Below are 26,922 nucleotides of genomic sequence, written 5' to 3' on the forward strand. Positions count from 1 at the left end.
CTTTGCCCGCGACCTTCGCCCTGGATATAACCCATAAACGACAATGCCCCTATCAACCGATAGAGGCATTGTCTTCAACTCACCCTCGGACTGCTAGGTTTTCACACAGTCTGCTGAGACTCCGTTTTCTACAACAGCACTTATTGCGCCAGCTTCTTGTGCCGTACCCGGTGCGGCTGGGCGGCGGCGTCGCCGAGGCGCTTCTTGCGGTCGGCTTCGTACTCGGTGTAGTTACCTTCGAAGAACAGCACGCCGTCGTCCTCGTAGGAGAGGATGTGGGTCGCCACGCGGTCCAGGAACCAGCGATCGTGAGAGATCACGATGGCGGCGCCGGGGAAGTCCAGCAGCGCGTCTTCCAGCGAGCGCAGGGTTTCCACGTCGAGGTCGTTGGACGGTTCGTCGAGCAGCAGGACGTTGGCGCCCTCCTTCAGGGTCAGGGCCAGGTGCAGGCGGCCACGCTCACCACCGGAGAGGTCCTTGACGAACTTCTGCTGGTCGGCGCCCTTGAAGTTGAAGCGGCCCACGTAACCACGGGACGGGACTTCGTAGTTGCCGATCTTGATCATGTCCAGGCCATCGGACACCGCTTCCCAGACGGTCTTGCTGCCGTCGAGGTCTTCGCGGCTCTGGTCGACGCAGGCCAGTTGCACGGTTTCACCGATCTCGATGCTGCCCGAATCCGGTGCCTCCTTGCCCATCAGCATGCGGAACAGGGTCGACTTACCGGCACCGTTACCACCGATCACGCCGACGATGGCGCCCTTGGGTACGCTGAACGACAGGTCTTCGACCAGTACGCGATCGCCGTAGCCCTTGGTGACGTTCTTGAACTCGATGACCTTGTCACCCAGGCGCGCACCGGCCGGGATGTAGATTTCGTTGGTTTCGGCGCGTTTCTGGAATTCCTGGGACTGCATTTCCTCGAAGCGCTGCAAACGCGCCTTGGATTTCGACTGGCGGGCCTTGGCGCCTTTGCGCACCCACTCCAGCTCTTCCTTCATGGCCTTCTCGTGGGCCGACTGCTGCTTGGATTCCTGGGCCAGACGGTCGGATTTCGCCTCCAGCCAGCCGGAATAGTTGCCCTCGTACGGAATGCCCGCGCCGCGGTCGAGCTCCAGGATCCAGCCGGCGACGTTGTCGAGGAAGTAACGGTCGTGGGTGATCGCCACCACGGTGCCCGGGAAGTCGTGCAGGAAGCGCTCCAGCCAGGCCACCGAGTCGGCGTCCAGGTGGTTGGTCGGCTCGTCGAGCAGCAGCATGTCGGGGGCCGACAGCAGCAGGCGGCACAACGCAACGCGGCGCTTCTCACCACCGGACAGGTGCTCGATCTTCGCATCCCAGGCTGGCAGGCGCAGGGCATCGGCGGCGACTTCCAGCTGACGCTCCAGGTTGTGGCCGTCGCTGGCCTGCAGAATGGCTTCCAGCTTGGCCTGCTCGGCGGCCAGCTTGTCGAAGTCGGCATCCGGCTCGGCGTAGGCGGCGTAGACTTCGTCGAGGCGCGCCTGGGCGTCCTTCACGACGCTGACGGCTTCCTCGACCACTTCGCGCACGGTCTTGGCCGGGTCGAGCTTCGGCTCCTGGGGCAGGTAGCCGACGTTGATGTCCGGCATCGGCCGGGCTTCACCGTCGAATTCCTTGTCCACGCCCGCCATGATGCGCAGCAGGGTCGATTTACCGGCGCCGTTGAGGCCCAGCACGCCGATCTTGGCGCCGGGGAAGAACGACAGGGAGATGTTCTTGAGAATCTCGCGCTTCGGCGGCACGACCTTGCTCAGCCGATGCATGGTGTAGACGTATTGAGCCAAAATTCAGACCTCACTAATAAATGGCGACGATGGCGCGCACCCTATGCCAAGACGCCGCCTCACGCAAACGGATAAATGCCGCGCCAACCGACGCGCCAAGCCGTACCGCACGCCCTGACATAATAGAGGTGACCTGCCCGGATGACGGTACAGCGGTGACCGGGCATTTTCGGCGATCTGCCCGCGACTAGGAAGAGCTGGCGGCGCATGACGTTCGTCGCCCAGGCTGGCACTTAGCCATATTTGTGGCATGCTAGCCGCCCTGGGAAGCGGACGCCCTGAACACCCTTTCATCGCAGCACCACCTGCCTACTCGACCCCGCCGTTGCAGGACGTCATCACGTGTCAGCCGCCGAAACCATGCGCCCTCAACGCGATACCACGATCATTCCCATGCGTCGCTCCCTCAAGGGCGCTCTGGTCGTGCTGGTGCTCGGGCTGCTGGTACTGCTGCTGTGGCAACTGCAATTCGAATTCCGCCAGCTGAAGGACGACCAGCGCGCCCTCAACCTGGCGGTCAGCGAACAATTGGCCAAGCAACTGAGCCTGAGCATGGCCTCGATGGCCAACGCCGGCTCCGCAGTGCTGCACGCCACCCGCGAGCCGCTGGATTCAGCCGACCAGCAGCAACGCTACCTGGACAACCTACGCGTGGTCTTCCCGACCCTGCGGGGCCTCGCCCACCTGGATGCCAGCGGGCAGCCGCGGCCGGGCAGCAGCCTGGCGCAGGCCGAACAGGCGCTGCTCGCCGAGTTGATCGGCCGCAGCAGCAGGCACAGCTATTACTACGTGTTCGACCCGACCGATGGCGGCCATCTCGACCTGTTGCTGCGCGTCGACGATGGCTACTGGGCGCTGCAGCTCGATGCCAGCGCCCTTGGCGGCTGGCTGCTCAAGGCGCCTCAGGAAGACGTATCCTGGCAACTCGAGGACGCCACCAACCAGCGGGTGATTGCCGACTCGCGCGGTGTCAGCGCCGAAGAGCGCAACTACCCGTCGGTCACCGCCGCCAACCAGGCGCAGACCATCGTGCTACAGGATCTGCCCGGCTCCGACTGGCAACTGCGCGCGATGCTCGATGAAAGCAAGGTGCAGGCCCAGGTGCTGCCGGAGATGCTCGGCAAGATCCTGCTGTTCACCCTGTGCAGCCTGCTCACCCTGTTCGCCCTCTACCGCCTGGTGCGCGAACAGAGCCAGCTGCACGCGCTCAACGCCGCCTCGCGGCGTTCGCTGCACCAGGCAGCCAGTGCCTTGAGCGCCATCGAGGAGCGGGTGCTGGTCACCGACGCGACCGGTCGCCTGACCTACCTCAACCCCCAGGCCGAAACGATGTTCGGCCTGACCACCCAGCACGCTCGCCAGTGGCACCTGCTCGAACTGCTGCCGGGCCTCGACCCGCTACTGCTGCACGCCACGGCCTTTCACAGCGACCAGGGCCCGGACGTGGTGGAAATCCGCCAGAATGGCCAGACCCGGCTGTTCACCATCACCCGCAGCGACCTGCGCGACGCCTCCCGCCAGCTGGGTTTCGTCTGGGTGCTGCGCGACGTCACCGAGCAGCAGCAGGCAACCCGTGTGCTGCAGGAAACCCGTCGGCGCTATCAGGACATCTTCGACGGCACCGGCACGGCGCTGTGCGTGCTCGACCTCGCCAGCCTCTATCACTTCCTGCTCGAGCAGGGCCTGAACAGCGGCGCCGAACTGAAATCCTGGCTGGATGCCAACCCGCAGCGCCATGGCGAGCTGCTGCAGCACATGCGTTTCACCGAAACCAACCAGATCGCCCTGCGCCTGCTTGGCGTAAGCACCACCGAAGAGGCCTGGGAGCAGTTGATCAACCGCGGTGCGGTGCGCGCCGACGGTTTTCGCGCCCAGCTCAGCGCGGCCCTGCTCGATGGCGGCGGCCACCTGGAGCTGGAAAGCCACATCGAAGGCGCCAACGGCATCACCCGCCACCTGTGGCTGGTGATGCGCCTGCCAGAATGCCCCGAAGACCTGCACGCGGTCGCCCTGAGCATCAGCGATATCACCAGCCGCAAACGCATGGAGCTCTCGCTGGTCGAGCGCGAGCGCTTCTGGTCCGAGGTGGTGCGTGCGGTGCCGGATACCCTGTACGTCACCGACCTGCCCACCCGCACGCTGCTGTTCAGCAACCACGACTTCGCCAGCCGTCTGGGCTATGACGACAATGCCGTACGCGGCAAGGGCGACGACTGGTGGAGGCTGATCGTCCACCCCGATGACCACGACCTGCACGAGCGCGTGCGCAACCAGCAGCGCGTACTGGGCAACGGCGTGCTGCTCGAATCGCAGCTGCGCGTGCGCCACCGTGACGGCGCCTGGCGCTGGTTCAGCATCACCGAGCAGGCCCTGGCGCGTGACGCCAATGGTTGGGTCAGCCGCCTGATCAGCGTGGCCAAGGACATCACCGGGCAGATCGCCCGCAATGAATCGCTGCGTGAGAACGAGCACCGCTACCGCATGCTCGCCGAAAGCATCAGCGACGTGATCTTCTCCACCGACAGCCAGCTCAACCTCAATTACGTCAGCCCCTCGGTGCAGACCGTGCTGGGCTATTCCGCCGCGTGGGTGCAGGCCAACGGTTTCGGCGGCCTGGCCACCAACCCGCAGCAACTCGCCGCGGTGTACGCCCTGCTCGAACGCATCCGAGGTGCCCTCGGCGTGCACCAGCAAATGCACGAGCTGCGCCAGACCCTCACCCCACAGCTGTTCATTCTCGATTTTCTACGTGCCGATGGCCGCAAGATTCCCGTGGAGCTGCGCCTGCTGCCGATGTGGGACGACAACGGCAAGTTCGAGGGCCTGCTCGGCGTGGGCCGTGACGTGGCCCAGCAGCGCCGCGCCGAGAAGGACCTGCGCATGGCGGCCACGGTATTCGAGCACTCCACGGCGGCGATCCTGGTCACCGACCCGGCGGGCTACATCGTGCAGGTCAACAATGCCTTCAGCCGGGTCAGCGGCTACAGCGCCGAGCAGGTGCTCGACCAGTTGCCCGGCATGCTCACCGCCGACAGCCAGCAGAGCACGCACCTGCATTACGTGCTCAACCAGCTGCACCAGCGCGGCACCTGGGAAGGCGAGATCTGGCTCAAACGCCGCGATGGCGAGAACTTCGCGGCGTGGGTCGGCATCACCGCCGTACACGACGAGGAAGGCGACCTGGTCAGCTACGTGTGCTTCTTCAGCGACATCAGCGAGCGCAAGGCCAGCGAGCAGCGCATCCATCGCCTGGCTTATTACGACGCCCTGACCCAGTTGCCCAACCGCACGCTGTTCCAGGACCGCCTGCACACTGCGCTGCAGCATGCCGAGCGGCACCGCGAGTGGGTGGTGCTGATGTTTCTCGATCTCGACCGTTTCAAGCCGATCAACGATTCCCTCGGCCACGCCGCTGGCGACCGCATGCTCAAGGACGTGGCCGTGCGCCTGGCCGCCTGCGTGGGCGAAGACGACACCGTGGCGCGCATGGGCGGCGACGAGTTCACCCTGCTGCTGCGCTCCAGCGCCAGCCGCGATACGGCCCTGCACCGCGCCATCCACGTCGCCGAGCAGATTCTCGCCAGCCTGGCCCAGGCCTTCGTGCTCGAAGGCCGCGAGTTCTTTGTCACCGCCAGCATCGGCATCGCCCTCGGCCCGCAGGATGGCAACGAGCCGAGCCAGTTGATGAAGAACGCCGACACCGCCATGTATCACGCCAAGGAGCGCGGCAAGAACAACTTCCAGTTCTACCAGGCGGACATGAACGCCAGCGCCCTGGAGCGCCTGGAGCTCGAAGGCGACCTGCGCCACGCGCTGGAACAGGACCAATTCCTGCTCCACTACCAGCCGCAGTTCTCCGGCAACGGCAAACGCCTGACCGGCGTCGAGGCGCTGCTGCGCTGGCAGCACCCCAAGCGCGGCCTGGTGGCGCCCGATGCGTTCATCCCGGTGCTCGAAGAGCTCGGCCTGGTGGTGCAGGTCGGCGACTGGGTGCTGGCCGAAGCCTGCCGTCAGCTGAACATCTGGCACCACAACAAGATCCGTGTGCCCAAGGTGTCGGTGAACCTCTCGGCGCGTCAGTTCAGCGACGGCGACCTGCGCCAGCGTATCGAACGCATCCTCACCGACAGCCGCATCCCGGCGGCGTGCCTGGAGCTGGAGCTGACCGAAAGCATCCTCATGCAGGACGTCGGCGCCGCGATGCAGACCCTGGCGGGCCTGAAGAATCTGGGCGTGTGCATCGCCATCGACGACTTCGGCACCGGCTACTCGTCGCTCAACTACCTCAAGCAGTTCCCCATCGACGTGCTGAAGATCGACCGCAGCTTCGTCGACGGCCTGCCCCAGGGCGAGCAGGACGGGCAGATCGCCCGCGCCATCATCGCCATGGCCCACAGCCTGAACATGTCGGTGATCGCCGAGGGTGTGGAAACCCAGGAACAGCTCGACTTCCTGCGCATCCACGATTGCGACGAAGTGCAGGGCTACCTGCTGGGCCGGCCGATGCCCGCTCATCGCTTCGAGGCGCAATTCTGCGGGCGCAGCCTGTTCATGCTCTAGCGACCGCGACACATCGTGAGCGCCACTTGTCCCGGTCATGATCACGCTTCATATGCCTGGCCAGTTCGGATGCGGTAGAATCCGCACCCTATTTCTTCCGCTCAGCTGACTTTCAGGGGATTGCCATGTTCAGCCGTGATTTGACCATTGCCAAGTACGACGCCGAGCTCTTCGACGCCATGCAGCAAGAAGCTCTGCGCCAGGAAGAGCACATCGAGCTGATCGCCTCGGAAAACTACACCAGCCCAGCGGTGATGGAAGCTCAGGGCAGCGTGCTGACCAACAAATACGCCGAAGGCTACCCAGGCAAGCGCTACTACGGTGGTTGCGAGTACGTCGACGTGGTCGAGCAGCTTGCAATAGACAGAGCCAAGGAACTGTTCGGCGCCGACTACGCCAACGTCCAGCCGCACGCCGGTTCGCAAGCCAACGCCGCCGTCTATCTGGCCCTGCTGAGCGCCGGTGACACCATCCTGGGCATGAGCCTGGCCCACGGCGGCCACCTGACCCACGGCGCCAGCGTTTCCTCCTCCGGCAAGCTGTACAACGCCGTCCAGTATGGCATCGACGCCGACGGCCTGATCGACTACGACGAAGTCGAGCGCCTGGCCATCGAGCACAAGCCGAAGATGATCGTCGCCGGCTTCTCCGCCTACTCCCAGGTGCTGGACTTCCCGCGCTTCCGCGCCATCGCCGACAAGGTTGGCGCTTACCTGTTCGTCGACATGGCCCACGTGGCCGGCCTGGTTGCCGCTGGCGTGTACCCCAACCCGGTGCCGTTCGCCGACGTGGTTACCACCACCACCCACAAGACCCTGCGCGGCCCGCGCGGCGGCCTGATCCTCGCCAAGGCCAACGCCGACATCGAGAAGAAGCTCAACTCCGCGGTCTTCCCGGGTGCCCAGGGCGGCCCGCTGGAGCACGTCATCGCCGCCAAGGCGATCTGCTTCAAGGAAGCCCTGCAGCCCGAGTTCAAGGCCTACCAGCAGCAGGTCGTGAAGAACGCCCAGGCCATGGCCGAAGTGTTCATCGAGCGCGGTTTCGACGTGGTTTCCGGCGGCACCCAGAACCACCTGTTCCTGCTCTCGCTGATCAAGCAGGAAATCTCCGGTAAGGACGCCGACGCCGCGCTGGGCAAGGCCTACATCACCGTCAACAAGAACTCGGTGCCGAATGACCCGCGTTCGCCGTTCGTTACCTCGGGCCTGCGTTTCGGCACCCCGGCCGTCACCACCCGCGGTTTCAAGGAAGCCGAGTGCCGCGAGCTGGCTGGCTGGATCTGCGACATCCTCGCCGACCTGAACAACGAAGCGGTGATCGACGCCGTTCGCGAAAAGGTCAAGGCCATCTGCGCCAAGCTGCCGGTGTACGGCAAGTAAGCGTCAGCGCAGCAATGCGAGAGCCCGGCTGATGCCGGGCTTTTTCTTGGCTGCGGAAAAGGTGCTGGCGACGAGCCCACTACGGCATAGCAACCCCGCCCGGGGGCGAATGGCGGCGGCGCGACAATACCCCCTCGCGCCAACTATCGCTTCGCGCCGTGGGCGACGCTCCCTCACTGAGCCGACCTGAGCTCATCCGGGACAGCCACAACGAAAAAACCGCGCAAAGGCGCGGCTTTTTCGGCGGGTCTTTCAAACGGGGTCGCGCGGCTGTGCCGCTTTCATCAACGCGATGCAGCAGCCGGTGCAATTGCTGCCGTGCACGGCGAACCTGCGCCCAGGCCGGCGGTCATGCTCTCGACGTTATTGAGCACGTTGTTGCCCTGGTTGACGCGCTGCGCCTTCTCGGCGGCATCCATACGCTGGGCATAGGTCGTCGAGTTGCCCTGCATGCTCTGCTGGGTTTCCAGCACCGAGTTGGCGATGCTCAGCAGGCTGCGGCCCGTGGAGATCAGGTTATCCGAGTTGCTCGGCGTGCATGGTGCGGCGCCATTGGCCACCTGGGAGCTGTGCAGCCCTTGGCTTTGCGTGTTCTGCGCCAGGCATCCGGCGAGTGAGGCCAGTACCGGGACAAAAAGCAGAGCCCCAAGCGTTCCTTTGATACTCATTTCTGTTCCCTCGATCACTGGGCTCCGGCCTGGTACCGAAGCGATGGCGGGGATTCTAGGAAGCACGCCGGCGCGGTGGAATAGTACGGGTGTGCTAAAGGCCCTTTGCACCCCACGCACGCCTTGCACCGCCGAGCGGCGGCGGCCTATGGTGGGCGGATATCCGCGTTAGCACCCAGGGAACCGTCATGCTGGCCACCGCTTCTCCACAATACGACGTAGAACGCGCCCAGGCGGTGGTGCGCCTGATCATCGCGCCGATCGCCATCGGCTACACCCTGCTGATGCACCTGCGCTCGGCCATCGATCCCACGCTGGCGGGTTGGATTCTGCTGCTCGAGAGCCTATTTCTGGCCGCATCCCTGGCCTTGTGGATCGATATCCGTCGGCGCCCCGGCAACCACCCGGTACGCCGCGTGCTGACCATGCTCAGTGACTACACCTGCATCACTCTGACCATCGGCATTGGCGGCGAACCGATGTTGCCGGTCTACGCCATCCTGATCTGGGTGACGGTGGGCTATGGCCTGCGCTACGGCTCCAGCTACCTGCTGCTGGCGACCGCGCTGGCCACCCTGTCGCTGGCGATCATCGCCAGCATCTCGGCCTACTGGCAGTCGCAGCCTTACCTGATCGTCACCCTGCTGCTCACCACCCTGATGGTGCCGGCCTACATGCACGCCCTGCTCAAGCGCTCGCGCCTGGCCGCCGAGGCCGAGCAGGCCGCCAACCGTGCCAAGTCGCAATTCCTTGCCCAGGCCAGCCACGATCTGCGCCAGCCCATCCACTCCATCAGCCTGTTCACCGCCTGCCTGCGCGACAGCCGTCTGGACGGCGAGCAGCACCGCCTGGTGGAGAACATCGACAAGTCTCTGAACAGCGTCGCCCGGCTGTTCCGTACGATTCTGGACATGTACTCGCTGGACAGCGGCAAGGTCGTCGCGCACATGGAGCCCCTGCCCCTGCAAGGCCTGCTGCGCCAGCTGGTCCAGCAGAACCTTGAGGCGGCGCGCTGGGCCGGCGTGGAGATCCGCCTGCACTGCCCGGACATTCACGTACAGGCTGACCAGGGCCTGCTGACCACCATGCTGCAGAACCTGCTCTCCAACGCCCTCAAGTACGCCCCCGGCCAGCCCATGCTGATCGGCTGCCGGCGGCGCGGCGCGCACCTCTCCATCGAACTCCACGACAAGGGCCGCGGCATCGCCGAGGCTCACCTGGAAAATATCTTCGAGGAGTTCTACCGCGTACGGCAGGCCCGCGACAGCGACGTGGAGGGCATGGGCCTGGGGCTGACCATCGTGCGCCGGCTGGGCAAGCTGATGAACCTGCAGGTGCGCATCCGCTCAGTGGAAGGCAAAGGCACCCTGGCGGCTATCGACGGCCTGCAACTGGCCAGCGCACCCACCCAGCAGGCGGCGGTACCGTCGGCCAGGCCACAGGCGCCGAGCGTGCTGAACGGCCTGCGCGTGTGCCTGATCGAGGATGATCAGAACGTGCTGCTGGCCACCGCCACCCTGCTGAAGAAATGGGGCTGCGTTGTCGATACCTACACTTCGCTGCCCGACGTGGCGGCGGATATCGACCTGGTGGTGACCGACTTCGACCTCGGCCTGGAAGCCTCCGGCGCCGACTGCATCGCCCACGTACGCGCCCTCGCCGCTCGTCAGGTGCCGGCCATCATCATGACCGGCCACGACGTGCGCCGCGTGCAGGAAGCGGTGGGCGACGACGCGATTCCGATTCTCTCCAAACCGGTGCAACCGGCCGAACTGCGCTCGCTGCTGGTGGCGCTGAAGCTCAAGGCCCAAGTGGCCTAAGCGGCCTAGGCTCCGTACGGAAAGTTGCCGAGCGAAGGTCAGGCAAGGCGAAATGGCTCGAAGAAGCGCAGTTTACGTGTTGTAAATGAGCATTCTGAGAGACATTTCAACGCAGCATCACCGAGCGCAGGCACTTTCCGTAGAGAGCCTAGCGCAGCCCAGCCTTGGCGCCCATCGCCGCTGCCGCGGCGCGGCTGCTGACATCCAGCGTGCGCATCAGCGCCGACACATGGATGCGCACGGTAAAGGGCGAGATATCCAGCTCGCGGGCGATTTCCTTGTTGGCCAGGCCGCGCACCAGCAGGCGCAGCACGTCCTGCTGCCGCGGCGTCAGCTGCTCCAGCAGGTGCCGCGACTCGGCAAAAGCCGGCACGCCGGCCGGCCCCAGGGTCAGCACGAATTCCCCGTCACGCACCGCCTGCAACGCCTCGGCGATCTCGTCAGGCGGCGTCGCCTTGCCGATAAAGCCATCGGCTCCCGCCGCCATCACCTCGTCGATCAACCCGCGGTTGTCGACCATCGACACGATCACGATGGAGCTGCGCGTGAAGCGCTGACGCAAGGCACCGATGGCCTCCGGCGATTGCCCGGGGAACAGCAGGTCGAGCATGAACAGGCTCGGTGGCGCCCCGGCAGCGGCCAGGGTCAGCACCTCGTCCATATCCCCGGCTTCGAGAATGCAGGCATGGGGAAACACCCGCTGCGCGATACGGCTCAAGCCGTCGCGGAACACCGGGTGATCATCGGCCACGATGATGCGTTCTTGCGCGGATCGTTCGAGGATGGGAGGCGTGTGGGTCATGGGCTCAGACTAAGGTCATCTAGCCAAGCGCGCCAGCACTGGTTCACAGACTGGCGCGATAAGGTGCTGGACCGTTCGCTGCGGGCGCAGTGCTGGCGGCCTGGATACGCCCGGGCAAACCATGGCAGCGACGCCCCTCGGTTCACTGGCCGCCTTACCAGCCCATATTGAAATGGATACCGGGGCTGAAGCTGAACCTCGGATCGGCGACGATCAGCTCGTCCTTGCCCTTCTCCCTGGCCACGCGCACGTTGAAGGATTGCGGTTCGACAATTTTCTCAAGGGACGCACGGCTCGCCGCCTCGATGATCGCCGGGTTCTTGACCCACTCGTCGACGCTGGCCGGGGCCAGGGTGAAACTCACGGTCCAGGCGCCGGACAGGGCCGGCGGCAGGTCGCCCTCGGCCTCTTCCCCGATGACCTTGATGTCGCTGATCTGGTAGCTGTCCGTGTAGCAGAAGCCGGAGCGTTCGGCGTCGTACTCGGCCTGGCCCTTCTCGGTCAGCTGGTAGCCATCGGCGCTCTGCGCGATAAAGCCGATGTCCTCGAATGGCCGGGTGATGGCGCCGTTGCTGCTGGCCATGGAGGGCGGAATCGGGAAGGTCTTGAACAGTGTCGAGGTGGCGCAGCCTTTGCGGGAAATGCTGTCGGCCAGCGTTTTGGAAATTTCCGACTCCGATGGCGCGCTTTGCCCACAGGCGGAGATCAGGGCGGACAGGGTGACGAGGGTTAACAAGCGTTGCAAGGTTGGCATCCTTTTCGAGGGTATGTGCAGTCGGCGCGGCGCCTGAAGGTAATCAGGCCCGCCGTGCCGATGCTTACAGACACCTACGCCGCGCAATCGTTGCCGAGATTTCCGACCGCCGCGCCCCTCACTCGCGCCGCAGAAAATGCACGCTGAACAGCTGCGCGGGGTCGCGCCACATGGCCACCGAGGCGAAGCCGCACTCGCTTGCCAACGCCCGGAAGGTGCCGGGCGTGTACTTGTAGGAATTCTCCGTGTGCAGGGTTTCGCCGGCAGCGAAATCGAACACGCGGTCTTCGATGCGCACCTGCTGCTTCTCGCGGCTGACCAGGTGCATCTCGATGCGCGAGGCCTGCTCGTTGTAGAACGCCCGGTGCTCGAAGCGCTGCGGGTCGATGTCGCTGTCCAGTTCGGTGCGGATGCGTTCGAGCAGGTTGAGGTTGAACAGCGCGGTGACCCCGGCCGCATCGTTGTAGGCGCGCTCAAGCACCTGGCGGTTCTTGACCAGATCCACACCGATCAGCAAGCCGCTGCCGGCCGGCAGCGCCTGGTGCAGATTACGCAGAAAGGCGCGCGCCTCGATCGGGTCGAAATTGCCGATGCTCGAGCCCGGAAAGAACGCCAACGGCCGCTGCCCCAGTGCTTCGGCGGGCAGTTTCAGTGGCTGGCTGAAATCGGCGCACAGCGCATGCACGTCCAGCCAGCGGTAGTCGGCGGCCAAGCGCCGCGTGCAGATATCCAGGAATTCGCGGGAGATATCGATGCCCAGGTAACGCGCCGGGCGCAGGGCTTCGAGCAGCAGGCGAATCTTGCGGCTGGCGCCACTGCCCAGCTCCACCAGGCTGGCGTTGCGCCCGGCCAGTTCGGCGATGGCGTCCGCCGCCAGGCGCAGGATGGTTTCCTCGGTGCGCGTCGGGTAGTACTCCGGCTGCTGGCAGATCAGCTCGAACAGCTGCGAGCCGCGGTGATCGTAGAAGAACTTCGGCGACATCGCCTTCGGGCTGGCCGCGAAGCCGCGCAGGGCCTCGTCACGCAGCGCCTGCTGCTCGAGGTTCTGGGGTTGTTCGTGGGTACGGATTGCCAGTGCCATGCTCAGAGCTCCTTGGCCAGGCGCAGGCCGGAAAACTGCCAGCGCATGGTGGGGTAGAAGAAGTTGCGATAGGTGGGGCGAACATGGTCTTCCGGCGTGGCGCAGCTGCCGCCGCGCAATACCATCTGCCCGGACATGAACTTGCCGTTGTACTCACCCAGGCTGCCGCCCAACGGGCGAAAGCCGGGGTACGGCCGGTAGGCGCTGGCGGTCCACTCCCACACATCGCCATACAGCTGCTGCAGGCCATCGCCCTGCCCCGCCGCCACCGGCTGCAGGTGATCGTTCTCGACGAAGTTGCCCCACATAGGCTCGTCCTGGGCGGCGACTTCCCACTCCTCCTCGCGGGGCAAGCGCGCCTGGGCCCAGGTGGCGAACGCCTCGGCCTCGAAGTAGCTCAGGTGGCAGACCGGCGCAGCCAGATCCAGCTCACGCGGCCCACCAAGGGTCAGCTCCAGCCAGTCGTCGCCCTCGCGCTCCCAGTACAGCGGCGCCTGCCAGCCGGCGCGCTGAATGTGATCCCAACCGTCCGCCAGCCACAGCGCCGTGCTGCGATAGCCACCATCGCGGATGAACGCCAGATACTCGCCATTGCTCACCGGCCGGTTGGCCAGTTGGAAGGCCTCGGCGAACACCCGGTGCTGCGGCCGCTCGCAATCGAAGGCAAAGCCCTCACCGCTATAACCGACCTGGCGCAGCCCGGCGGGAAACTCGATCCAGCGCAGCTCGCTGGCTGCCCCGCCACCCGGCTTGAGGTCATGGCGATAAACCGGCCGCAGCGGGTTCTGCGCCAAGATGTGCTTGATATCCATCAACAGCAGCTCCTGATGCTGCTGCTCATGCTCCAGCCCCAGCTCGATGCGCTGCAACACCTCGTCGGGCAACTCAGCACCGCGCTGGCTGAACAGCTGCTCCATGGCCAGATCGACATGGCTGCGATAGGCATACACCTCGCTCACCGTCGGCCGCGACAACAACCCCCGCCGCGCCCGCTCGAAGGGCGTGCCGTGAGTCTTGTAGTAGGAGTTGAAAAGATGGTCGTAGCGCTCGTCCAGCGGGCGATAGCCCGGCAAGAACGGCTGCAGCACGAAGGCCTCGAAGAACCAGGTGACATGAGCCAAATGCCACTTCGGCGGGCTCACGTCCGGCATGCTCTGGATCACATGATCCTCGGCCTCCAGCGGCTCGCAAAGCCGCTCGCTGGCAGCGCGTACACGCTGGTAACGCTGCCAGAGCTGTTCGACGTGCAGTGGTGAAGTGGCGATCCTGCTGGTGCGGTCTCGCATAACACGCATCCTGTGCCGGCGCCGCGAAACGCGACGGTTCTAGAGCCGACTGGATGGGGGTGGGAAAGGTTCAGGAAAACTGACGTGCTCTATGGCGAGCATGAAAACGATCGGCAAATGCATGTCGATCTGTTGGCGGCGATAAGCGTGGCACAGAGTTGGCGCTCAGCCCGCCGCCCTGGCTCGGAAACGTCCACGCCACCAGCGCGCCAACCATGATGGCGGCTCGTGTGGCGCTAGGTGTGCCTGCCGATGAAAACGAGGTAACTCGTGCAGCGCGATCCACAACTGCCCCTGCCACTCCAGCAGATTGACCTGCTGGTTATCCCAGACCATCAGGCATCGGGATGGCCCGTGATCCGCCCTCGCCTCACTGTCGCGCAGCGCCGGTAACGCCACCTGGCTAAGCCAGCCGCGTAGATGCCGGTTCTCCGGATGCGAGAAGCGCCACAGCGCCCGATACATACCCGACTCGCTAAGTACCTCCACCGCCTCCAGCTGCCCACTGGCCAGCTGAAAATGCACAACCCGCACCTGATCGGCATCCATCAAGCGACATATCCGCTCCGGGTGGCGATGCCCCAGCAACCGCGCAAACTCACGGGCACAGACCCAGGGCTGGCGGTCGATCATCACACCGCGCAATGGGCGGCGATGGCGCATCAGTACAGTGGGGGTAAGGGCTTCTTCCATAAGGCCTCCATCGGCTAAAGCTAAATATCTGAAAATCAGATAACTGAAGATTAGATATACCGTACCTGTTCTGTCAACGGACGGATGCGCCTCCTGTGGAAAAGTCGGTTTACCGAGACGAAAACCTAGTTTTCTTGAAATTGCTCAAACAGTGCCGGGTCGAGGCGGGGCTGACCCAGGGCGACTTCGCCAAAGCGCTCGACCGCCCACAGTCGTTTGTCAGCGATGTAGAGCGCGGGCTACGTCGGCTGGACCTGATACAGCTGCGGGATGTTTGTCAGGTGCTGGGCATTAGCTTAAGCAGCTTTGTGCAGCGTCTTGAGGATGAACTGGCTGGCAATAATGGTGGAGACAGCTGAACCTTTAACTAAGTGATAGGCTCTGGGAGGTGGCTCCAAAGCGATATATGCCAAGCGCTCCAACACGGTTACCACTGGCCAAACTTAAACGAAAAAGCCGCGCAGTGCGCGGCTTGAAGGAGGTGGCCCACAGGCACTCGAACCGTGGACCAAAGGATTATGAGTTGCCTAGAGACGCTGCAAGCCTAGTGAAACCGTACATAGGTTAGCGTAGGTACAGTGAGCTGGAAGCATCATGAATACTGGTGTTGAGCGTAATTTGGAGAAAGCCTCAGAAACTGAACACTGTACTGCTAACGTACTGTTTTATGTACCTTTGAGAGCACAGTGTGTGGCTTCAGCGGCACAAGCAAGAAACCGCTAGGCGGTTTCTGTCAGCTGTCATTGGATCTAAGGTGAAAACGTGAGCCACGTTTACTCTTCCGCGTACCAATGCTTTGGAATAAGCGCAACATCTCCACGCCATTTTTCATCGGCGATAGCGGACTGATACCAGTCCTCCTCAATATCGGCATGGTCGGTGACGATCACCTGAAGGTCAGGCCCCAGCTCCTCTTCGACCACCTTGAAGAGCCATTCGAACATTTTCTTGACCGCTTTGCGGTCCTCGTCGCTTTCAATTTCGTCAATGTTTCCGGTCACGGCCTTGTCAGACGGGAAGTACACCTGAGTGGGCTGATCAAAGAAGATGAACCTGCCGACGGGACGATTTTCTTTGATGAACCATTTGGCTAATGCCAGATAAGCCACGAGGTGATAACCAACCCAGTTTTCACCGCTTCCCATGCGATAGAGCGGCGTCCTGCCGTGGGGCGTCTCGGCCACGACAGTAAGCTTGGGTATATCAAGACGGATAGGATGTTCCGAGTGTTCCAGTCCAAGTTCCCTTGCCCACCGCGTCATATCCTCGCTGATGATGCTGATCTGGGCGTCTAGCCTCTCTTTGAGAGCATCAGGATTTAGTCTTTCTTCGAGCTCTTCGATCTGTGGCTCAAGCGCAGCAATTTGTCTCTTGATCGGCCCGGTATCGTCTGCCCAGTTGATGCCGTCCAGATAGAGCGATACCCGACCAGCGACTCTGGACTTCAGCAGATTCCTGTCTTGCAAACCTTCCGAAGTAGCGTCCTTGGACCTGATCTGATCCATGCTGTCACGAGTCTTCTTGATCTTATCTGCCAGATCATTGTGCTCCTTGATCAGGCCCTGAATGTAACCCGTAATCCGTGGGCGGTTTCGCTCGACGCCATCGAGCTTGTGCGCAATGTCTGCAAGGGCTTGCTGAATGATACCCCCGGCACTATCAGCGGCTTCATGCTGGGAGTCGCATATGGGGCAGATATGTTCGGCTGCCGATGCCTTCTTGAAGAGGCCAATGGATTGCAGCCTGAAACTCTGTTCTTCGGCTTCTTTTTCGAAGCCGGTTTCCGACCTTGCGAACTCGTTGGCGGCATTGAGCTTGAACCGTACCTCACGCTTTTGCTGCTGGAAGCGCTGGTATTCGCGCTCCAGTGCGGGCAACGGATCGTCGGTGTTGTCTTCAACAGGAAGGAGCGGCGGCACCCAGTTGCTGATGCGGGAGAGGCTAGCAAGCAGGTCTTTCTCGTTGGGGATGAGATTTTCACCCGTATAAAGACCGGCTTTTGCGGCTTCTGCCAGCAAGACATAACCTTTCTGAAGCCCATCCCCTTTCAGGGATTCAAGTTCATACAGCTTCTTGGTGAGGCGTGTCTTTTCCTGCTTCAGGCCCCGCAAGGAGGCGAGGTCCTTCAGGCGGTCATCTTCAGCAGCCCCCAGGAAATATGGAATGGTGTCTTTGATCGCCTGGGGAATGTACGGTTCTGATTGTCGGTGAAACAGGATCTTTTTAGCGGCGATCTCATCCTGGCTCTGAAAGAGATAATACCTTGAGTGTTTGAAATCGATGGAGATGGAAGCGCGTGTCTGACCTTCAGGAACTTCTGTTTCCTGCTCCGGGACACCAAGCTTTTCCGTCAGGAAATTAACAACGCTGTCAATATTCGTGGATGACTTAAGCTCCGACCTGTCCGGAACCTTTATGTCCGCCTCCACAATCATATGCGATGTGCTGCCGGAATTTTGCCCCGGCAGTGGAGCAGCGCGGGCAATGAACACCTGCGTATCACGGAATTGAAGAAGGATGGCGTACCAATCGACGGTTTTCCTGATGAAGCCTTCTGCAACTCCACACTCACTGGAACCCAGGCAGTACTCTACGATATCCAGAAGGGATGACTTTCCCGTCTTGGATGCTCCCGTAATGATATTGACGCGGGAGGGATTAAGTTTCACATCTCGACGCTCTCCGTTTTTGCCGTAGACGGATATTTGTAGAATCTGCATGGTCATGGCCTGATCCCTAGCTGTGCGTAAATGGTTTCAACGGTCGAGGAATGGGCAAACCATTTTCCTATAAAGTTGGCTGCATGAAGAGCTTGCTTCATGCTCTCGCTCTTATTGAATAGACTGGGCGCTTTAGCTAGTTTATTACTGGCAATAAGGTAGTACGCCTCTTCTGTCAGCTGGATGACTTTCCTATCCAGCAAAAAGAGCTTGGCAGCGTTGACAACAGGAATACAGGCTGACGCCATCGCTGAAAAATCAGATAACTCTCCTCCTTGCTCAGCAACCCATGAAGCGATGGGAGTCCTGTAGGTCGTCGGCAGACTGGCCGCGATACGCGGCGATAGCGCCATCGGGACCACGATATAGGGCAATGCGCAGTGCATCCCCTTCTCATTGACTTCGCAATAGGCCCGCAATGATGAGAGGAAAAGAAAGCCGGTATAGGCCGGGTTGTATAGATTGATCTCTTCCTGCGTCAGAATTTCTCTCAACGACATCAGGCCGCTCCCTTCTTATCTTCCTTTAAAAGAAGGGATTGGTAATTGGGGTGCCAGCCTATTTTCAGCTCATCAGCTAGAGTATGATAACTTCCTCTGGCGACGTAGGGATGGTTAAAGTCTCGCCGAATGGCCAGTGCGCCTTCGTTCTGGCACTTGCCGTAGACATCTCGCCCAGATTTTCTACACTGCTCGAGATTACTAGCGTCAATGTCTGGAAGAATGAGAGACGAATGGTTTAACCATTCCTCTTCCAGTCTTTTAAAATATGATTTGAGTTCGCCAGGTTTGACGAGCCCATCTCTTGACCAGCGTGAACGCTGTTCGCAAGCACGGTAATAATTGATTATCGCAAAGCGAATCGCCTGGTTTGGTATCCCTACCAGACGCAACTGCTCTACAAAATTTCTATCGTCGCCATCGACATCAATATCCTCTGGCTCCGCGTCGGCATAATCTGCTGTCAGATTGGTCAAGGAAAACTGAGAGCGCAGATCGTCGATGATGGCGACGACTTCACCGAGGCAGACTTCCTTTTCATCTGGCGACGACATGGCGCTGATAAAGCACTTAAACCACTCACCCTCCAGGCGTGTGCTGAAAGCATCGATGTGTCTTTTTTCAGCAGTGGTCCTGAGTTCTTTTTTAATCAGTTCCGCTACATCCAGAATGCTCGCGGAGCGGCACAAGATGTTGATGGAGCCGATAAGCTGGTCCTTCTGCCAGTCCAGCAAGGCGTTGTATGCCGCATAGGCCGGTAGGTTTGTCGCGTTGGAAGTCTCGACGGAAATCCCATCGAGAAGATCCCGTGCCGCCTTGATGTCACGGGAGGAAGCAGGCAGCAAAGCCGCCACGAGCCCGGTTTCAGGCGCGCTCTGGGTCGTGATAAGGGTGAAGTTCGTCGTAGCGGGGTCAAGGCCGCCCTTTGTTATGCCTTCTGCCCAAACCCTGATGGTTTTCCACAGGTCGACGCTTCTGTCGGTCAGGTTTCCTTCAGTGCCATGGTATTTGGTCTGAAGAATGTCGGCGGGGTTTCCACCTGTCTCAAAAGCGATATCGTCCAGCTTTTCGATAGAAACGAAACATTCATCCGGGTCCTGGACCTCCCGGATTTTCTGAAGACTTAAGAACAAGGCGTACCGGGCCTGGTACAGGTAACCAAGCATTGACGCTGTTGCATCGAATTCATTTGCTTTGCTTGCCATAAGCATTCCCTTCCCGGCAAAAGCAACGTAGCGACTGGCACTACAGCTTATTTTTCTAAATTATCAGTGCCTGTATATCGGCGATGGCACTGTCGGGTAAGCCCGATACACGTGGCGGAAGACATTTTCAGTGAGCGCCTTAATGTCATCCACGCTGTAATCACTCTCCGGAAGCCCTGTGCTGTCGTCGTACAGGAAGTCATAAATTTTTTGCTTCACGGCATCGCGCGTGCTTTCTTTCTCGCGCCAGTTTTCGACCCTGAGCCGCTCGGATTTCAGAGTTCCGAGCAGTTCGGAAGCAACCTTCTTGATTTTGGCCGTATCGCCCTTGGAGAGTTGTGGCTTTGAGAGCAGATCGAACAAGGCTAGCGTTTCTTCATCTAGGCCTTCCTCCATGGCGCGGCGCTCTTCCGCGCTTAGATCATCGACGAGCTTCAGGAGCGCCTCGAAGGTCTTTTCGATAGTCAGGCGATCTTTCTCAATATTGTATTCATCGACAAGCTTGTCGTAGTGCGCCTGGAAATCGGTGCGTAGCGGGTTCTTCATCAGCAGGATGTTCAAACGCTTTTCGATGACGTCCTTAAGACCCTGTACGGCGGTGTGCTTGGCAGGAGATTTGGCAAACTCAAGACGCAGCCGCTCGAAATCGATCTTGCTGATGTCATAGACCCCAGCATCCTCGCATACAGACGCACGGGTATGGATCGTTACATCAACGATCCCATGGAGCTGGCGAATGATGTCGCTGATGTCTGCGGCCTCACGGTCGGCCTGCAGGCTCTTGTAGATGATATTGATCGCATCCCTGGCGTCGCGCTGCCCATTCACGCCGGGCACGTTGATGCAGGCTTTGAATTTCTTAAATACTTCGCGCGCCATGATCTCGAAGCGCTTGCGGGTTTGGTCGTTCTCATTGACCGCTTCTTTCGCTGCGATGATGGCAGCGTTTCGCGCAAACCCGGTCTTCTCGTTGATGTCTTCAAGGCGGAAACCCTGAACCTGCAGGAAGTCCCGCACGAACCCGATGGCCTCAATGAGCTCTGCGAGAAGGTCTTCCTTAGGTAATGTAGGGTCGAGTTCCCCCTCATCATCTCCATGCCCTTCATCCCCGCGACCGGCAAAAGTAGACAGGGCTTGCCGCAGATTTTTAAGGATGCCGCAGTAATCGACGATGAGGCCGTTGTTCTTGCCTTCCGCAACACGGTTCGCGCGCGCAATGGCCTGCATAAGCGTATGGGCCTGCAAAGGCTTGTCGAGATAAAGCGTGGAGAGGGTTGGTACGTCAAAACCTGTCAGCCACATGGCACAAACGATAGCCACGCGGAACGGATGCTCTGACTTCTTAAAAGCGCTTTCAAGGTCGAGGCGTTTTCCGTCGCCAAGCAGGAAGCCCTCTTTCATCAGGCGGCGATGTGGGGTGATATCAAGGTCCCATTTGCGGAACTTGTCTACCTCGCCTTGCTCCTCGCTCACAACGACGGCGATCTGCGTTTCACGCATCCAGTCGATCTGGCGGCGACGCCAGATGTCATCTTGCTCGTCCAGAGCGCTCGGCAAGTCTTTTTCCAGGCGGGCGATGTGCTCTCGCCAATAGTCATCTATCAGCTTGTGCATCCGCACGCAGGTGATTTTGTCGATGCAAACCAGCATGGCCTTGCCGGTTTCCCAGCCATTGGCGTAATGCCTGACAAAATCCTGTGCAACCTGTTCGAGGCGGCTGGTACTGGTGATGATGTGGTAGTCGCGCTTTAGCTCGCGCTCCAGGCGCTGCTGAACGTCGATATCATCGATCTCCAGCTCTTCAAGCTTGGCGGCGATCTTCTCGTTCAGGCCCTTCGGATCGGCAACACTATGTTCATCGCCACCCTCATCCACGAAACGCAGCTGCTCGCCGCGCGCATCGTAATAGAGCGGTACGGTGGCGTTGTCCTCCACCGCCCGCTGGAAGTCATAGGTGGAGATGTATTCACCGAAAACCTTTTTGGTGATTTCGTCATCTTTGAACAGGGGTGTGCCGGTGAAGCCGATGAAGCTGGCACCGGGCATAGCGTTGCGCATGTTCAGGGAGAGCGTGCCGTACTGGGTACGGTGTGCCTCGTCAGTAATGACGATGATGTCGTCCCGCTCCGAGTAAGGTTTTTCGGGATCGACCTTCTTGTTGAATTTCTGGATCAGCGAGAAGACGAAAGCTTTGTGCTGGCCCAGCAACTCCTGCAAATGCTCACCACTGGTGGCGCGGCAAGGATCGCGGTCGTTATCCACAACCCCGCATCCGCCGAAGGTTTTGTAGATCTGGGTATCCAGGTCATCGCGGTCGGTCAGGACAACAAGGGTGTAGTTGCCACCCAGCTTGCGATGGACCTTACGGGCGAAAAACACGATTGAATAGGTCTTGCCGGAGCCTTGAGTGTGCCAGAAGACACCAAGCTTTCCTGCAAGGGCTTTCCGATCCTTCACTGCTCCGATGGCCCGATTAACGCCCAGAAACTGGTGGTTCCGGGCAACGATCTTGACCAGCTTCCCCGAGCTTTCATCGAAGAGGATGTAGTTCTCGAAGATGTCTATCAGGTTGGATTTTGAGCATGTGCCTTTCAGCAGTGTCTCCATGTCCACAACACCGGAGCTGTCTTCGTGCAGACGCTTCCAGTCGTTGAAATGCTCAAACTTGCTGGAGATCGAGCCGATCTTGGCATCCACGCCATTGCCCAGGACGATGAAGGCATTGTGGTGAAAGAGGTGCGGGATGGTGTCTTTATAGTCAGCAAAGTTCTTCTCGTAGGCAGCCTTGATGTCTTTGTGGACATTCTTGAGCTCCATGAAGACGAGCGGGATACCATTCACGAAGCAGACGATATCGGCACGGCGGCGATACAGATCGCCTTTGACCCACAGTTCCCGCACTACAAGGAAGTGGTTTGCTGACGTGTTATCGAAGTCGAAAAGGCGAAGGCGCTTTTTGACGCGCTCGCCCTTCTCATTGCGGAAGCTAACCTCAACGCCGTTCTTGTGAAGGTTATCCTTCTCGCGATTGGTCGCCAGCAGCACGGAGCTACTGCTGTGCTCAGTCACAATACGCAAGGCGTCTTCATAGGCTTCCATGGGGAGGCCGGGGTTGAGGTCAATGAGCTTCTGTCCGAGGTAGCGGTTTAACACCACCTCGGACTCACTGGTGCGACCGAGGGTGCCGTCCTTGCCCATAATCTCCTTCAGGGCATAGATCGACTCATCCCACTGCAGGTCATGCAGCAGATAATTGGCAGTAGTTTCCTGCGCCAGATGGTCCTCGGTCATTGCGTTCATACGGTGATGTCTCCATTCATCAGACGAGGTAAAAGCAAATCGCGTGCGGATAAAAGCTTAGTATTTATCTCTTCTAACTTTTCAATCTGGGCGCGGATTGGTTCAACTTCACTCAGAAAGCTTTCCAGGATGGATGAAGATGGGATTAAAACAGTCCTGCCGTAAGCCATATCTCTATTTAAGCCAGGAACGGCGACGTCTGTATTTATGAACTGTACATACTGCAGTGCATAGTAAAAATACAAGTTGCACTCTTCTTTAGATATAAAGTAGACAGTGTCAATCGGCCAGTAATCCTTTGTGCTCCAATGTATAGACCCTACATTGCCTTTTCGACCGACTATAATCCCTGGGCCAGAGACGAGGTACTTGCTATGAGTTCCAACTACGCCACTTGAACCATATACGGGGATGTCCCCGTCAACTCTATCGTCAGACTTTAAAGCCTTACCGTAGTTTAGGGTCAAAATCTCGCCAATTTTCTTTATATCCCAACCAGCAGGAGTGCCATCGGTTATCTTTACATGCTCATGTCCTGGAAACCTGAGATGCACAAACCATTCTTTATACAAAATTCTGGCAGTATCATCGAGCAATTTTATACGACGATAATTGTTGGCTATAAGGTCATCGTAAGATTTTATGAATCTAACCAGCTCTTTTTGCTCTTCGATGCCTCTGTAGAATATTTTTAGCTTTCGCTGTGCAGTAATTCCAATATACGGCCTTGTAGATTGCTGAGCTAAAGAGGTCATGACCTTTCGAAATCTGATATCTCGAAAGCAATACATTAAGTACTGATTATCTAGCAAGTCCGGATTTACTCGATAATAGGTTACCTGTGGAGTGAGCATGACATAGGGCAAGACGTCTGGAACTATTGCTGTATTTCCAATGGTCCCTTTGTGCGTCAATAAAACATCACCTGTTTTGGAAAAGCCAATTCTTAGTTTCTCAGCAAGCCCTTCCGGTATTTTTTCCGTTTCAAGCGGATTTAAGATCCCTTTGTTTAGGTCATTAGCCATCACAAAAGAAATTCCTTCATCCACATAGTCGGATGCCTTGGGATGTTTCTCCCCGTGATTTCCATCTTGAATCGCCAGAATTGCTTCAGCCTTTAATAGCTCGCCAATTTCTATGAGGCCGGGCTGCAGACTCATATACCCAACTCCTCAATGTTTCTAGATATTTGCGTAGCTAAGACTGCTGCTTCTTCATTGAGGCCCTTTAACTCTGTGTGAATATCCCTTAATACCTCCTCGAAATCGAAGTCTTCATCAACCTCCTCCGGAGCCACTTCAACATAGACAGCGGGATTCAAAGCCCAGTTGGCCGATTCAATTTCTTCTATCGAAACCAGTTTAACTAGTCCCTTGACATCACATAGCTCACCATTTGGAAAGCGTGACAATAGCCAGTGTGCTTGTTTATAGAAATAGCGAGCCAGTTTAAGTTGGTCAACTGCAGCTTTTCTCGCCTCGTCTGTAGCTTTCTTGAGGCTAGTACGACGAGTTCCGTGTATGCTAGCGTAATCCCAGCATTCACTGTCCCTAGCTGCGTGCTCATCCTCACAAAGCTCAATTAGCCGCATGCCTAACTTGTAAGCATGGTCAATCAGCTTGATCAGATCACGACCATTCTCCGCAAGATCTTTGAGGCAGATATCGCTCTCAATGAAATCGCTCAAATCTTCTGCCGTATCATAAGCATGACGACCCCACCACTCGTGGAGGTCATTTTTCAGCACCTGAAAATCAGACCAATCCGCATCAATTCGCTCAATCGCTTTCAGCAGTTCGTTGTGCAGCGTGGTGTGTAACTCTTCAGGATCAGTACCCTTCTTTAATTGCGCCAAAAACGGACGCATAGCCGCATAAAGACTTTTAAATGCAGCAATAAAATCAGGCACCGGCTGTGCTAGCAGGTTCTCTGATTTTTCACAGGCATGCGCTTCCAGCAAAGTACTATCAATGTAGCTCTGTACAAGCTCGATGAAGCGATCAGTTTGTCCCCGATATAGCCAAACGATGGAGGTCAGGTTTTTAAGCTGTTCAGGGCTGAAGTCATAAATCTTTCGCGTGACCTTGCGATATACATTACGCGCATCAACCATCAACACTTTGTCCGCACGTTCTCTGGTTTTTTCCTTGTTAAGGAACCAAAGCTGACAGGGCACAGGGCGTGTGTAGAAGAAGTTGCCACGGATGTCGATCATGGCATCGACATGGCCGGATTTAACCAACTGCTCACGCACCTTAGCGTCTTCCCGGCCCGCGCCCGAAGCTTGCGAGGACATGACGAAGCCAGCGCGGCCTTTGTCATTCAGGTAGCTGTAAAAATACTGAATCCAGAGGTAGTTTGCGTTAGGAACCTTCTTGGTTTTGTTAATCCCTGGGATACCAAACGGTAGGCGCGGATCATTCTTGATTTTCTCTGCGTCCACCTCATCTACGTTGAAGGGGGGGTTCGCCATGACGTAGTCAACGTTACCCCAGAGCTTCTCATGGGGATCGTTGTAGTAGGTGATGGCCTGTTCGCCGCCCACCACATTGCCCTCAAGGCCATGAACCGCGAGGTTCATTTTGCATAGGCGGGTGGTTACCCGGTTCTTCTCGTGTCCGTAGAAGGTGAGTTTGTTCGGATCATCCTTGTGGACTTCCAGGAAGTGAGCACTTTGCACGAACATACCGCCAGAGCCACAGGCAGGATCGAAAACGATGCCGTGATCTGGTTCCAGCACGTTGGTAATGAGCTGCACTAAGGAAACGGGGGTAAAGAACTCACCGCCATCATGCGCACCCTGGTCGGCAAACTCGGTCAGGAAGTATTCGTAGATCCGACCAAAGATATCGCCGGTAGCTTTCTTCAGCTCGTCCGGGTTTAGGGTACGCAGGAGCTGCCCCAGAACGTCGTTGGGGATACTGCGGTATTCGTTCTTGGGCAGTTGGCCCGCAAGGTTGGCGTAGTCCTTTTCGATGGACTCCATCGCCTTGATGATGGCCTCAGCACGATCATCAGCGTCGGTCAGCGTTACCAGAGCATCAAATTCGGCCTTGGGGTTGAGGTAGATTGCGCCTTTCTGCGAAAAGTCCTCCTTGGTCAGATCGCGGGTCTTGCCACCCCGGCTCGGCAGGCTAGCAACAATCTGGTCCTTCACGGCCAGGAAGCGACTATAGGCGTGACGCAGGAAAATCAGGCCCATCACTGGCAGGAAATATTCATTGCTGGCCAGCTCAGAGTTGCCACGAAGGGTATCTGCCGCTTTCCAAAGCCTTTTCTCAATTGCCTCAATATTTTCTAGTTGAGCCAAAACTCTATCCTTCTGATTCTTCGAGGTTATGAGGCTTATTCATGGTGCTCCGTTCTGGGTGGAGCATTAACCTGTAGTGTCAGGTATCAAGCACCATCACATTCTACTTTGTGAGGGCTGCGCATGGATCGCGTTCCGCTTGGCGTCATACCGTGCACTGAAGCGAAGTAACGTTTGGTTAGGCACATGCTTTTGGCCACGCTCTCCCTCGATTTTACGAAGGTGTCGCAAACCGACAGGACGCATGATTGATGTGGGCCGTATTGTTGAGTGGGCCCGGGGGACTCGTTCATTTCTCGATGAGCGAGGAGGTGTTTAAGTCGCTTGCCAGCTTGGTCCTGGCCCATGGCGATTTGAATGGCGCAATCAGAAATGCTGCTTGGATAAACCAGACCAGTATGCCCATGAGCTGGGTGATTGCAGCGGGTGAAGTCCATTTCTCGACCTTACGGAGAGTCGCGCGTTAGCTGTATAGTAGCGAAATTTAGCGTAGTGGCACGATAGTATTAAAAGCTAGCTGTATCAGTCAGTGACGATCTGATAGCGAGTGCTGCGCCCACCTCCAGGCAGGCGGACGATGCAGCCCCTCTCAAGTAGGTCGCTCAAGTGCCGTGTTGCTGTGGCTTTTGAAACCTTGGCAACAGCCTGGTACTGAGCTGCGCTGATGCCTTCCTCAAAGCCCCGCTCGCCACCGTCGAGCAGCCGGTTAAGTACCTTGGTCTGTTCTACAGACAGAACCTGGCTACGATGCTTCTGCCAGAAGCGTGCCTTGGCTAGACTCTATCAATACGGCCTAAGGCCTGCTCCAAGCTCTTCAGCAACATGTTCAGAAACCAGTGCAGCCATGCAGTGATATCTAGGTGTGTAAACCCAGTACGTTGTTCAGTGGCAATGGAGCCCGACTGATTGGTGGTTTGTAGCTGAGACTGCTGTGCGGCCTGTGCCAGTTGTAGTGGTGCAGCCAGGCTGGCAAATGCCTGGCTCGTTGTTCGGAGCTGTCATAGCTGCGTGCATAGGCCCACTCACGTAGGCTCGTTTG

General features: G+C 58.9%; 18 protein-coding genes and 1 pseudogene. 4 read left to right on the plus strand and 15 right to left on the minus strand.

What is annotated here, in order from left to right:
* Nucleotides 1-140: 140 nt before the first annotated feature.
* A complete protein-coding gene (gene ettA / locus BVH03_RS01845) occupies nucleotides 141-1,805 on the minus strand; it encodes an energy-dependent translational throttle protein EttA (protein WP_075959611.1) in 1,665 nt (554 codons plus the stop codon).
* A gap of 393 nt (nucleotides 1,806-2,198) precedes the next feature.
* On the opposite strand from ettA, the gene BVH03_RS01850 reads away from it, so the two are divergent.
* Nucleotides 2,199-6,365, plus strand: coding sequence for an EAL domain-containing protein (locus BVH03_RS01850; protein WP_143485882.1), 4,167 nt, complete (start codon nucleotides 2,199-2,201; stop codon nucleotides 6,363-6,365).
* 125 nt (nucleotides 6,366-6,490) lie between these two features.
* A complete protein-coding gene (gene glyA / locus BVH03_RS01855; protein WP_075959612.1) occupies nucleotides 6,491-7,744 on the plus strand; it encodes a serine hydroxymethyltransferase in 1,254 nt (417 codons plus the stop codon).
* 284 nt (nucleotides 7,745-8,028) lie between these two features.
* Here the strand turns inward: glyA and BVH03_RS01860 are convergent, their stop codons facing one another.
* Entirely contained in the window at nucleotides 8,029-8,412 is a 384-nt protein-coding gene (locus BVH03_RS01860) for a hypothetical protein (RefSeq protein WP_075959613.1), read from the minus strand.
* Nucleotides 8,413-8,600: 188 nt separating this feature from the next.
* Between BVH03_RS01860 and BVH03_RS01865 the strand changes: the two genes are divergently transcribed.
* Nucleotides 8,601-10,232 carry a hybrid sensor histidine kinase/response regulator gene (locus BVH03_RS01865; protein ID WP_075959614.1) on the plus strand — a complete coding sequence of 544 codons (1,632 nt, stop codon included), beginning with the start codon at nucleotides 8,601-8,603 and terminating at the stop codon, nucleotides 10,230-10,232.
* 148 nt (nucleotides 10,233-10,380) lie between these two features.
* On the opposite strand, the gene BVH03_RS01870 is transcribed toward BVH03_RS01865, so the two are convergent.
* From BVH03_RS01870 to BVH03_RS01890, 5 genes are all read right to left on the minus strand, one after another.
* Nucleotides 10,381-11,034 (minus strand): response regulator transcription factor, encoded by a 654-nt coding sequence (locus BVH03_RS01870; protein ID WP_075959615.1) that lies wholly within the window; start codon nucleotides 11,032-11,034, stop codon nucleotides 10,381-10,383.
* A 154-nt stretch (nucleotides 11,035-11,188) separates the two neighbouring features.
* Complete coding sequence (locus BVH03_RS01875; RefSeq protein WP_075959616.1) at nucleotides 11,189-11,779, minus strand: acyltransferase; 591 nt, start codon at nucleotides 11,777-11,779, stop codon at nucleotides 11,189-11,191.
* A gap of 127 nt (nucleotides 11,780-11,906) precedes the next feature.
* On the minus strand, nucleotides 11,907-12,869 hold the full coding sequence (egtD, locus tag BVH03_RS01880; protein WP_075959617.1) for an L-histidine N(alpha)-methyltransferase: 963 nt from the start codon (nucleotides 12,867-12,869) through the stop codon (nucleotides 11,907-11,909).
* A 2-nt stretch (nucleotides 12,870-12,871) separates the two neighbouring features.
* On the minus strand, nucleotides 12,872-14,155 hold the full coding sequence (egtB, locus tag BVH03_RS01885) for an ergothioneine biosynthesis protein EgtB (RefSeq protein WP_075959618.1): 1,284 nt from the start codon (nucleotides 14,153-14,155) through the stop codon (nucleotides 12,872-12,874).
* A 165-nt stretch (nucleotides 14,156-14,320) separates the two neighbouring features.
* Nucleotides 14,321-14,848, minus strand: a complete 528-nt coding sequence (locus BVH03_RS01890; protein WP_075959619.1) for a Bro-N domain-containing protein — start codon at nucleotides 14,846-14,848, stop codon at nucleotides 14,321-14,323.
* Nucleotides 14,849-14,943: 95 nt separating this feature from the next.
* On the opposite strand from BVH03_RS01890, the gene BVH03_RS01895 reads away from it, so the two are divergent.
* A complete protein-coding gene (locus tag BVH03_RS01895; RefSeq protein WP_075959620.1) occupies nucleotides 14,944-15,207 on the plus strand; it encodes a helix-turn-helix domain-containing protein in 264 nt (87 codons plus the stop codon).
* A gap of 414 nt (nucleotides 15,208-15,621) precedes the next feature.
* Here BVH03_RS01895 and BVH03_RS01900 read toward each other — a convergent pair whose 3' ends face one another.
* From BVH03_RS01900 to BVH03_RS01940, 8 genes and pseudogenes are all read right to left on the minus strand, one after another.
* Nucleotides 15,622-17,574: a DUF3732 domain-containing protein gene (locus BVH03_RS01900; protein ID WP_075959621.1), complete on the minus strand. Its 1,953-nt coding sequence runs from the start codon at nucleotides 17,572-17,574 to the stop codon at nucleotides 15,622-15,624.
* Nucleotides 17,571-18,068, minus strand: a complete 498-nt coding sequence (locus BVH03_RS01905) for a three component ABC system middle component (RefSeq protein ID WP_075959622.1) — start codon at nucleotides 18,066-18,068, stop codon at nucleotides 17,571-17,573. The genes BVH03_RS01900 and BVH03_RS01905 overlap by 4 nt, the downstream gene beginning before the upstream one ends.
* Nucleotides 18,068-19,273 (minus strand): ABC-three component system protein, encoded by a 1,206-nt coding sequence (locus tag BVH03_RS01910; protein ID WP_075959623.1) that lies wholly within the window; start codon nucleotides 19,271-19,273, stop codon nucleotides 18,068-18,070. Before BVH03_RS01910 ends, BVH03_RS01905 begins: the two co-directional genes overlap by 1 nt.
* Before the next feature lie 63 nt (nucleotides 19,274-19,336).
* On the minus strand, nucleotides 19,337-22,573 hold the full coding sequence (locus BVH03_RS01915) for a type I restriction endonuclease subunit R (protein ID WP_075959624.1): 3,237 nt from the start codon (nucleotides 22,571-22,573) through the stop codon (nucleotides 19,337-19,339).
* Entirely contained in the window at nucleotides 22,570-23,733 is a 1,164-nt protein-coding gene (locus BVH03_RS25605; protein WP_083639977.1) for a restriction endonuclease subunit S, read from the minus strand. Before BVH03_RS25605 ends, BVH03_RS01915 begins: the two co-directional genes overlap by 4 nt.
* Nucleotides 23,730-25,883: an N-6 DNA methylase gene (locus BVH03_RS01925; RefSeq protein WP_075959625.1), complete on the minus strand. Its 2,154-nt coding sequence runs from the start codon at nucleotides 25,881-25,883 to the stop codon at nucleotides 23,730-23,732. The genes BVH03_RS25605 and BVH03_RS01925 overlap by 4 nt, the downstream gene beginning before the upstream one ends.
* Before the next feature lie 522 nt (nucleotides 25,884-26,405).
* Nucleotides 26,406-26,746, minus strand: a pseudogene (locus BVH03_RS01935) (DUF4172 domain-containing protein); the annotation flags it as partial.
* Nucleotides 26,740-26,922, minus strand: a 183-nt coding sequence (locus BVH03_RS01940; protein ID WP_143485883.1) for an integrase core domain-containing protein, incomplete at its 5' end; no start/stop codon positions are given. The gene BVH03_RS01940 and the pseudogene BVH03_RS01935, both read right to left, overlap by 7 nt.

It is taken from the genome of Pseudomonas sp. PA15(2017), assembly GCF_001945395.1.
Classification (GTDB): Bacteria; Pseudomonadota; Gammaproteobacteria; order Pseudomonadales; family Pseudomonadaceae; genus Aquipseudomonas.

Excerpts from the sequence above, each read along its gene's own strand:
- BVH03_RS01850 (WP_143485882.1), top strand. The coding sequence starts at position 2,199 with ATGCGTCGCTCCCTCAAGGGCGCTCTGGTCGTGCTGGTGCTCGGGCTG.
- glyA (WP_075959612.1), top strand. The coding sequence starts at position 6,491 with ATGTTCAGCCGTGATTTGACCATTGCCAAGTACGACGCCGAGCTCTTC.
- BVH03_RS01860 (WP_075959613.1), bottom strand. The coding sequence starts at position 8,412 with ATGAGTATCAAAGGAACGCTTGGGGCTCTGCTTTTTGTCCCGGTACTG.
- BVH03_RS01865 (WP_075959614.1), top strand. The coding sequence starts at position 8,601 with ATGCTGGCCACCGCTTCTCCACAATACGACGTAGAACGCGCCCAGGCG.
- BVH03_RS01870 (WP_075959615.1), bottom strand. The coding sequence starts at position 11,034 with ATGACCCACACGCCTCCCATCCTCGAACGATCCGCGCAAGAACGCATC.
- egtD (WP_075959617.1), bottom strand. The coding sequence starts at position 12,869 with ATGGCACTGGCAATCCGTACCCACGAACAACCCCAGAACCTCGAGCAG.
- egtB (WP_075959618.1), bottom strand. The coding sequence starts at position 14,155 with ATGCGAGACCGCACCAGCAGGATCGCCACTTCACCACTGCACGTCGAA.
- BVH03_RS01890 (WP_075959619.1), bottom strand. The coding sequence starts at position 14,848 with ATGGAAGAAGCCCTTACCCCCACTGTACTGATGCGCCATCGCCGCCCA.
- BVH03_RS01900 (WP_075959621.1), bottom strand. The coding sequence starts at position 17,574 with ATGACCATGCAGATTCTACAAATATCCGTCTACGGCAAAAACGGAGAG.
- BVH03_RS01905 (WP_075959622.1), bottom strand. The coding sequence starts at position 18,068 with ATGTCGTTGAGAGAAATTCTGACGCAGGAAGAGATCAATCTATACAAC.
- BVH03_RS01910 (WP_075959623.1), bottom strand. The coding sequence starts at position 19,273 with ATGGCAAGCAAAGCAAATGAATTCGATGCAACAGCGTCAATGCTTGGT.
- BVH03_RS01915 (WP_075959624.1), bottom strand. The coding sequence starts at position 22,573 with ATGAACGCAATGACCGAGGACCATCTGGCGCAGGAAACTACTGCCAAT.
- BVH03_RS25605 (WP_083639977.1), bottom strand. The coding sequence starts at position 23,733 with ATGAGTCTGCAGCCCGGCCTCATAGAAATTGGCGAGCTATTAAAGGCT.